Source organism: Oculatella sp. FACHB-28, from assembly GCF_014696015.1.
Taxonomy (GTDB): domain Bacteria; phylum Cyanobacteriota; class Cyanobacteriia; order Elainellales; family Elainellaceae; genus JAAUTN01.
Window position 1 is genome coordinate 1 of sequence record NZ_JACJPJ010000027.1, and the last position, 8,648, is coordinate 8,648.

Genomic DNA, 8,648 nt, shown 5'->3' on the forward strand with positions numbered 1-8,648 from the left:
AAGAGCAAAAGACCAGACCAGCCGATGAAGACGAATCTGTCGCGCTTGAGCCAGTCGTCGAGGACGTCAAACCATCCTCGTTCCGCTTGGGCGCGCCCCATTGCTATGGTCATAGCGCAGATCTCCAAAAAGTTATAACTACAGAAATGAGTTCAAGTTCACTTCTACGATTTTCAGCCCTGTAGAAATTTATATAGACACAGAGCAGAAAATGCGATCGAATGTGAACACAGTTTACTTTTCTTTACTGTGTGATTAATTATATCGATACTTTCTCATTTTTTTCACCCCCCTTTCTAAGTTTTAGGCTGCTCTATTGCTGGTAGGCGGAAGAACAGAGGCAATTTTCGAGGATGTTTGGCAAGATTAGAATTTTTTAAAGTTTCAAATTTACTGAGAGATTTTGCTGGAGATGGGAAGGTTGGGCGATCGCCCAACCCGGTTCATGGATTCATCTGAGATACTGAGAATTAGTTCTTGCATAACTGCATTTGAGTTCTAAACCCCATGTTCATTATTGATTTGACCTTGAAGAATACGCCGGTCACGCTGTCGGTGCAGCGGAAGTCGGTGGATGACGCTAAAGCTGTCTATCAGCAAGTTCTAGATGCGATTCGCTCTAGCAATCCAGCCATTCTGGAACTGACTTGTGAGCAGATGCCTGACAAAACAGTTGGTGTATTGGTGAGCGAGATCTCAGCAGTGCAGATTTCCGAAAAATCCAGCACTACAGCCGCTTCGGGCAGACCTCCCGGCTTTGCATTTGCAGGTTAAGCGTTGCTGAAGGATCTTTAAGCACGAGTGTAGTAGGGTGGGCAATGCCCACCCTACTGTATATTTTTCGGCTAAGTTTTAGTGGTCATTTTACTGTCAGCGTTATGACTGAACCTGCGATCGCCGTTCGCGACCTTTGCTTTCACTGGTCAACTGGAGTGCCAGTTCTGCAATCTTGCTCTTTGGAAGTGCCTAAAGGCGGGTTTTGGATGCTGCTTGGCAACAACGGCAGCGGCAAATCAACTTTGCTGAAAATTCTGTCGGGTTTGCTGCATCCTCAGTCTGGTGAAATAGGGGTGTCGCCTCCAGTCGGGTTCGTATTTCAAAACCCTGACCATCAGCTGGTGATGCCGACGGTAGGTGCAGATGTAGCGTTTGGTTTGGTTGAGGAAAATTTGCCGATTGCCCAAATTCGACAGCGGGTGGCAGAAGCTCTAACTGCCGTTAACTTGCTCAGCCTCCAACGGCGACCGATCTACGCATTGAGTGGTGGACAAAAGCAGCGAGTCGCAATTGCGGGGGCGATCGCCCGCCATTGCGAAGTTCTATTGTTAGATGAGCCCACTGCCCTACTTGATCCCGACAGCCAGCTTGACTTGGTAGCTCAAGTTCAGCAACTTGTTAAAAGCCGAGAGCTAACCGCTCTTTGGGTGACCCACCGCCTAGACGAACTCAATTTTTGTGATGGAGCATTTTTACTAGAGCAGGGTCGGGTGGTTGATCAGGGCGACCCGATGCGGCTAAAGCAACGCCTGATCCAAAGTCAGGGAGTGAAGTATGAGGGAATCTAGGGTAAGCATTTGAATTTCTGTTCAATCGTTTACACAATGTAATAGAGCTACCCGCTATATTGGAACTATTAAGTAAACATTAACTGCTTAACTGCCGTTTTACTTTGAAATTTTGGGTGTTTGACCATGCCACGCCCCTCAACACAAGCAATTTTACTGGTGGATGGCTACAACATCATTGGAGCCTGGTCTACGTTGCAGCAGGTTCGGGACACGGAAGGCTTGGAAGCAGCAAGGCGCAAGTTAGCCGAGTCGCTAGTGGGCTACAGCGCTTTCCAAGGGTTTGACACACACGTTGTTTTTGATGCTCAGTATCAAGGCAGTCCCGGTAGCCGGGAGATGATGACTCAAAACCTTTCAATCTGCTACACCGATCACAAGCAAACGGCTGACACCTATATCGAAAAAACCTGTGCCCTATTTCGTAACGACTTACGAAAGTTTGAGCAGCGGCTGATTGTGGCCACGTCCGATCGGGCACAGCAGCTTACGGTAGTTGGATTTGGGGCAGAATGGATGTCGGCGCAGCGGCTATTGGCTGATGTCGAGTTGGCGGCTCTCAAGGTTCGTCGAAAGCAACGAGGGGGGAAGGGGCGATCGCCCAACCGTTTCCTCTCCAGTTCCCTTGATCCAGTAGCCCAACAGCGGCTAGCTCGGATGCGATTAGGGTTAGAATAAGTGACTGAGTTGCAAAAACTCAGGTTAGCCAAAGCAAGGCAAGGCAGAAAGCAAAAAAAAGTTTGTATTAGAGCTTGCCAAAATGCCTGGTTAATCGATACTATGAAATACGCGTTCCTCAGTAGCTCAGTGGTAGAGCGATCGACTGTTAATCGATTGGTCGCAGGTTCGAATCCTGCCTGGGGAGTTTAAGAAAATACTTGAACAGGTCAGCTCAGAGCGCGATGTAGGGACTTAGCATTCGGTCAAGAATTTTGCTCCATTCCAGGGTCTACCTGCTAAAGGCTAAGCCCTTACAGAGAATTTTTCTGCTATGGGACTTGCTCATCCGCTAGATTGGTTGCAGTTTTCAGGCTGCAACCCATGCATTCGACTTCTCATTCAGTTTCCAAACCTGCTGCTTCTGAGTACTCAAAATTTTGGTCACTCGATCCGGCAGTCACGTTTTTGAATCACGGCTCATTTGGAGCTTGTCCCGTTACAGTATTGGAGCGACAGCGATCGCTCCAGCAGCAGCTAGAGCAGCAGCCCCTGCGCTTCATGGTCAAAGAATTAGAACCGCTGCTTGACCAGTCGAGAGCTGCCTTAGCAAACTTTGTTGGCGCAGAGGTAGATGATCTGGTGTTTGTCCAAAATGCCACGACCGGCATCAATACGGTGTTGCGATCGCTCTCCTTTCAGCCTGAGGACGAGCTTTTAACCACAAATCAGGAGTACAATGCCTCGCGAAATGCTCTGAACTTCGTTGCGGAGCGATCGGGAGCGACTGTGGTTGTGGCAGATATTCCCTTTCCAATTGCTTCCTCAGATCAGGTTGTTGAAGCAGTCTTAGCCAAAGTTTCACCTCGGACAAAGCTAGTTCTGCTGGATCACGTCGTGAGCCAGACTAGCCTGGTATTACCGATTCAAATATTGGCGCAGCAACTCTCCGCACGAGGAATTGAGCTGCTGGTAGATGGTGCCCACGCGCCGGGAATGATTCCGCTGAATCTGGCAGAATTGGGCGCAACCTACTACACCGGGAACTGCCACAAATGGCTGTGTGCACCTAAAGGCAGCGCTTTTTTGTATGTGAGACGCGATCGCCAGCACGCTATTCGTCCGCTTACCATCAGTCATGGAGCCAATTCACCGCGCACGGATCGATCTCGCTTTCATCTGGAATTTGACTGGGCGGGAACAGGCGATCCAACTGCCTATCTCTGTGTTGCAGAAGCGCTGCGGTTTATGGGCTTAATTCTGCCGGGAGGCTGGACGGAACTGATGGCACACAATCGAAATTTGGCGATCGCAGCTCAGAAAACGCTCTGTCAGTCCTTAGAAATTGCTCCACCCTGCCCTATTGAGATGGTTGGCTCAATAGCAACCGTGCCGCTGCCCGACGGCGACTGGGAACCGCTGTATGAAGCGTTGGGTGATCGCTTTCACATTGAAGTTCCAATTATTCCCTGGTATCCCTCTAGTAAACGATTAATTCGTGTCTCAGCTCAGATCTACAACCATCTGGCAGAATACAATTACCTGGCAGATGCACTCTTGATTCTGCTAAAAGAGCTGTAAACGAAGCGGAACGTTAAAAGATTTAGCCCGTTTAGCAATGGCTTTTATCGCTGGTTAAAGTCATCTACCGCAAATATTTCAATGCAGAAACTGTTGAGATCCTTGCTATTCATGCCATCCTGACAGCAGTAGTATCTCGCCAGGTTGAAAGTTGAAGCAGTTCAAAACAGACTTAAATCTGCATCAGCTAGACCTTCGGATTACAAAAGTTGTGTTTTGCAGAGTTGCCTGATGTGGTGCAAGTTGAATGCCTTAAGTCAACGTTGGTGGTTTCACCCTCTGTTGTTGCTGGTCTGGATGACCCTTGGAATAGGACTACGCTTCACTAATCTGACTGCAAAACCGCTTTGGACAGATGAGTTTTCCACGATTGTTTTCAGCTTGGGACACAGCTTTAAAGCAGTAGCGTTAGATCAAATTGTGACGCTAGATGATTTACTGCAGCCGCTGCAAGTTGAACCTCAAGCTGGAATTAGACAGGTTATAGGCAATCTATTAAACGAGAGCAATCACCCACCGCTTTATTTTGTCTTGACCCATTGGTGGCTGCGGTTATGGTCTAGCTCGGAAGGATTGGTTTCAGTTTGGGGAGTGCGATCGCTCTCTGCGCTGTTTGGGGTTGCTGCCATCCCAGCCGTATTTGGTTTAAGCTGGCTAGCCTTCCACTCACGCTTGATTGGGCAAATTGCCGCAGCACTGATGGCTGTTTCTCCATTCGCAGTCTACCTGGCACAAGAGGCGCGACACTACACGCTGCCCGTCTTGTGGATAATTGCTTCTTTGGGTTGTCTAGTTTTGGCAGCTCGAGCAGTTTACTATCGCACCCCGTTTTCGGTTGGATTGGGGTTGCTTTGGGTTGTAATCAACACCTTGGGCATTGCGACACACTATTTCTTTGTATTCACGATTTGCGCTGAGGCGTTGGTGCTACTCAGCTTGGGGCTGATTCAAAGTTGGCGTGAGCGAGGTGTATGGCAACCTTCTTTCTGGGGACGACTTGGCGGCGTGGCGCTGGGAACGTTGGCAGGAGGACTGATTTGGCTGCCTTTTCTGCAAAGTACTCAGGACACTGGCTTAACCCAGTGGATTTATCGGGGCGATCGCACTGGATTAGCACTCCTAGACCCATTGGGACAGGCTTTAGCGGGATGGATTACGATGCTCTACCTGCTGCCTATTCAGGCAGACACTGAGCTCATCGTCACACTTTCTGGTGCAGCCTTGATCTTGCTGGTGTTGTGGACATTGCCGAAGCTTTACGCTGGCTGCAAGGTGCAGTATACAAAGTCGGAAAAGCGTCTAGCGATGCAGGTTCTAGGCGGATTTGTGGTGAAGGCGATCGCCATTTTTTTAGGCATCACCTATCTGTTTGAAATCGATTTGATGAGCGCGTTTCGTTACAACTTTGCATATTTTCCAGCAGTCATCGTGCTGATTGCTGCTGGACTTGCAGCACTTTGGAGGACTGAGCCAAGGATTCAGCCAAAACCGGGTTGGTTGCCCCGACTGTGGTCAAGTGTTATGTCAGGGGGCAAACGAACCGTAATCTTAATTGGGCTGTTCAGCTTTTTAGGTGGGTTAACGGTGGTGACAAATCTGGGCTACCAAAAAACTCACCGCCCGGATGTGGTAGCGGCAGCTATTCAAGATAGTGCTGAGATTCCTGTGTTGGTGGCGATCGCCCATCGTACGCACGGGCAAACGGGCAGGCTCATGGGAATTGCTTGGGAGCTAAAACACGCCACTGACCCAACCGCCGCAGAGAACACGCAGTTTCTGATGATCAGTCAGGGCAAAAGCCCTAAATTTACGACGACCGTAATGCGCGAGGCGCTGGAGCGATCGCCTCGTCCGCTCAATCTCTGGTTGCTCAACTTTCAGCGTCCAACTGAAACTGAACTGCTTGACTCGTTTCTGCGAAAGCAAAACTGTAATCCAGATGATGACGCAGATTCCGTTGATGGATATAGGTATCAACTGTACCAATGCGAATCAGGTAGCCAGTCAGAATCTACATAATTTCCTTCATCGTTCCAGGACTTGCTTTTGCGTAGAAGTGGAATTCTTAAAGCTTCGCTCAGAGATTGTGTTGAGAAGGTTAATCAGAAGCGATCGCGGCTTCCCTGCCAAAGCCGCTTATGAGTCATCAGTTGAAGCCCAGAAACAGAAAATTCCAGTTCTTCCCAGCGATCGGATGCTGGATCTACTGGATCTATCTGAGTAAATGCTGCCTCTGTGAGTAAGATTTCTCCCGATCGCGCCAGATCTTCCCCCAGCTTTGAAGCAAGATTCATCTCACTGCCATACATGTCGCTATCTTCTACCATCAGCACCTCTCCGTAGCCGATGCCAATACTAGCAAAGAGGTCCAGCGAATCAGGCAAGCCTGTGTTTACCGCTGCTAGCGTTTTCAGCAGATCAACTGCCGCCTCGACTGCCAGCGCTACTGTCGGAAACACCGCAAACAAGTTGTCCGCTTCTTGCTTAATCAACTTACCCTGGTGTTGGTTAATCAGAGGCAAGGCAATGATATGCAGCCGATGCATCATCGCTAGAAAGTGAATGATTCCATAGCGCACCGTCAGCCTTGAAAAGCCCGACATGTCTAACACCAAAACAGCATGAGTTTGGGAAAACGCCCTATGAATAGCAGCATCAATCTCTGCTGCTTTTTCGGGATGCTCGTTGCGAGTTTGCAGCAGGCGATCTAACTCAGCCCTGTTGTTGGAAGGAGCCATTACTAGACCAAAGTTTTTAATCGTTGAATTAGGCGATCGGCGGGCACCACACCCTCAATTCGCTCAACGGGTTCCCCCTGCTTAAACAGCACCAGCGTCGGCAGGGCATGAATTTGATACTGGGTCGCCAAAGCAGGATAGTTGTCGGTGTTGATTTTTACGACCTTGAGTTGTTGTCCCATTTGAGCGTTTACTTGCTCTAAAATTTTTGCCATCATCTGGCAGGGACCACACCAGGGCGCATAGAAATCTACCAACAGCGGCACGTCTGAACCGGAGAGCATTTCCTCAAAGCTACCGAACTGCTTCTTGGTCGCCATATTGCTACAGGGTTGCTAAACGGAATTTGGTTTTGATGGCTCGATCCTAGTGCAAATTTTTGGGAGTCGGTAAGGATACCCCAAATGCCTTAATATGGTCTAGCAATTTTAATCGGTCATAGCTCGACAATCGCTTGGCGATTCTCTATGGCTCAGCATTCTGCGACAAGAGGTACAGGTTATGGCAGCATCCCTAGATTCCCAACGGCTCAAAGATCAGGTGGCAATTGTTACGGGTGCCTCGCGAGGCATTGGGCGGGCGATCGCCCTGGCATTGGCGGCAGAAGGAGCTAATGTAGCAGTGAATTATGCGAACTCAAGCAAAGCTGCCGATGAGGTCGTTGCAGAAATTACGGGAATGGGAGGAGAGGCGATCGCTCTGCAAGCCGATGTCTCCCAAGCCGACCAGGTTGATACTCTGGTCAATGCCGTCATGGAAAAATGGGGGCGAGTCGACGTACTGGTGAACAATGCCGGAATCACTCGCGACACGCTGCTGCTGCGAATGAAGCCCGAAGACTGGCAAGCTGTGATCAACCTCAACCTGACCGGCGTTTTTCTCTGCACTAGAGCTGTCAGCAAAATCATGCTAAAGCAAAAGTCAGGTCGGATTGTGCAGATTTCTTCTGTATCAGGTTTGATGGGCAACCCGGGACAGGCAAACTACGCAGCCGCTAAAGCAGGGGTGATTGGCTTTTCCAAAACCGTTGCAAAGGAGCTATCCAGCCGAGGCATTACGGTCAACGTGGTTGCTCCCGGCTTCATTGAAACCGACATGACCCAGGATGTTAAAGCTGAGGAAATTCTCAAATATATTCCCCTTGGTCGCTATGGCAAGCCAGAGGAAGTTGCCGGATTGGTCCGTTTCCTAGCTGCTGATCCTGCCGCTGCCTATATCACCGGGCAAACCATGAACGTGGATGGTGGCATGGTGATGGACTAATGGTGAAAAATGTGCCCAAAATCTATTCCGTGAACAGCGTCGCAGATACCCGTTTCACCAAGCACAGAACCACTATGGCAAGCCTGTTCAGCCTCAGCTCCGCTGAGTGCCTCACCTCCTGCAAAGGAGGTAGCTTCCGCAAACGTTCCTGCTGGATCATGTTTCCAGTTGCTAACTTTGCGAATGTCCTTGTAGAGGTAAAACAGTCCCAAAACGGGAAATAGCCCGATAACGGTAAGCCAGAGGATGTGCATAACTTTGCAACGCTGAAGTTGTGTGAATATTGGAGAAATCAATCAAGGCAAAGCAATCAACTATTCTTGATTATTCTAGCGATCGCCCAATTAACGAACCCATTCTGTTTGCACTGGTGAATCCTGCACAGGCTCAAGATCGGCGATTCAACCAATCCATCAAGTCAGCTTTAGTGGAGAAATCTAAAAGGGCTTCTGCCAGATCTTCTAGTTGGGCGATCGAAAGCTGACGCAAACGTTCCTGCAATTCAGCATCCACAGCCCCAAACTTACGGGACAGTAGACGGCTAATTACAGCTATCTCCCCTTCTTGCCGTCCTTGCTCCAGTCCTTGCTCCAGTCCTCGCTCTATTCCTTCTTGCATCCAGCTGGTAACGATTTCCATAACTTCCTCCCGCTGCTGTCTTGGGTTAATCCTATCAAGCTCGTTCTGAAACTGCTGCTGTTCTGAAGGGTTCAGACGTAGATAAACATCAATAGACTTCCTGCATGAATCAAGAGGCATGTGCCAATTCATAGTTGAGTAAGCCAGCAATCAGGTTCAAGCGCAAGCCAAACCGTTTTCTGCGGTTGCGATAACGTCCTGCAAA

Annotated in this window: 10 protein-coding genes, 1 tRNA gene and 2 pseudogenes; 7 read left to right on the forward strand and 6 right to left on the reverse strand. The window is 49.3% G+C overall.

Going from position 1 to position 8,648, the window contains the following annotated elements; all coding sequences use genetic code 11:
- A pseudogene (locus H6F88_RS01620) lies at nt 1-113 on the reverse strand (photosystem II D2 protein (photosystem q(a) protein)); the annotation flags it as partial.
- Nucleotides 114-507: 394 nt separating this feature from the next.
- Here H6F88_RS01620 and H6F88_RS01625 point away from each other — a divergent pair.
- From H6F88_RS01625 to H6F88_RS01650, 6 genes are all read left to right on the forward strand, one after another.
- Nucleotides 508-774, forward strand: a complete 267-nt coding sequence (locus H6F88_RS01625; protein ID WP_190641007.1) for a hypothetical protein — start codon at nt 508-510, stop codon at nt 772-774.
- Nucleotides 775-878: 104 nt separating this feature from the next.
- Nucleotides 879-1,565: an energy-coupling factor ABC transporter ATP-binding protein gene (locus H6F88_RS01630; protein WP_190641016.1), complete on the forward strand. Its 687-nt coding sequence runs from the start codon at nt 879-881 to the stop codon at nt 1,563-1,565.
- Nucleotides 1,566-1,691: 126 nt separating this feature from the next.
- Nucleotides 1,692-2,243, forward strand: a complete 552-nt coding sequence (locus tag H6F88_RS01635) for an NYN domain-containing protein (RefSeq protein ID WP_190641008.1) — start codon at nt 1,692-1,694, stop codon at nt 2,241-2,243.
- A 115-nt stretch (nt 2,244-2,358) separates the two neighbouring features.
- A tRNA-Asn gene (locus H6F88_RS01640) sits at nt 2,359-2,430 on the forward strand.
- Between the two features lie 176 nt (nt 2,431-2,606).
- Nucleotides 2,607-3,803, forward strand: a complete 1,197-nt coding sequence (locus H6F88_RS01645) for an aminotransferase class V-fold PLP-dependent enzyme (RefSeq protein ID WP_190641009.1) — start codon at nt 2,607-2,609, stop codon at nt 3,801-3,803.
- A 231-nt stretch (nt 3,804-4,034) separates the two neighbouring features.
- Nucleotides 4,035-5,822, forward strand: a complete 1,788-nt coding sequence (locus tag H6F88_RS01650) for a glycosyltransferase (protein WP_190641010.1) — start codon at nt 4,035-4,037, stop codon at nt 5,820-5,822.
- 83 nt (nt 5,823-5,905) lie between these two features.
- On the opposite strand, the gene H6F88_RS01655 is transcribed toward H6F88_RS01650, so the two are convergent.
- Together H6F88_RS01655 and trxA are read right to left on the reverse strand one after the other, a co-directional pair.
- Nucleotides 5,906-6,541: an adenylate/guanylate cyclase domain-containing protein gene (locus H6F88_RS01655; RefSeq protein WP_190641011.1), complete on the reverse strand. Its 636-nt coding sequence runs from the start codon at nt 6,539-6,541 to the stop codon at nt 5,906-5,908.
- 2 nt (nt 6,542-6,543) lie between these two features.
- Nucleotides 6,544-6,861, reverse strand: coding sequence for a thioredoxin (gene trxA, locus H6F88_RS01660; RefSeq protein WP_190641012.1), 318 nt, complete (start codon nt 6,859-6,861; stop codon nt 6,544-6,546).
- Between the two features lie 181 nt (nt 6,862-7,042).
- On the opposite strand from trxA, the gene fabG reads away from it, so the two are divergent.
- Nucleotides 7,043-7,804 carry a 3-oxoacyl-[acyl-carrier-protein] reductase gene (fabG, locus tag H6F88_RS01665; protein WP_190641013.1) on the forward strand — a complete coding sequence of 254 codons (762 nt, stop codon included), beginning with the start codon at nt 7,043-7,045 and terminating at the stop codon, nt 7,802-7,804.
- Here fabG and H6F88_RS01670 read toward each other — a convergent pair.
- From H6F88_RS01670 to H6F88_RS01680, 3 genes and pseudogenes are all read right to left on the reverse strand, one after another.
- Nucleotides 7,801-8,058, reverse strand: coding sequence for a hypothetical protein (locus H6F88_RS01670; RefSeq protein WP_190641014.1), 258 nt, complete (start codon nt 8,056-8,058; stop codon nt 7,801-7,803). The genes fabG and H6F88_RS01670 overlap by 4 nt on opposite strands.
- Before the next feature lie 133 nt (nt 8,059-8,191).
- The gene (locus tag H6F88_RS01675) at nt 8,192-8,443 is read right to left on the reverse strand and encodes a DUF4351 domain-containing protein (RefSeq protein WP_242050351.1); all 252 of its coding nucleotides are present in this window, start codon (nt 8,441-8,443) and stop codon (nt 8,192-8,194) included.
- Between the two features lie 109 nt (nt 8,444-8,552).
- Nucleotides 8,553-8,648, reverse strand: a pseudogene (locus tag H6F88_RS01680) (IS5/IS1182 family transposase); the annotation flags it as partial.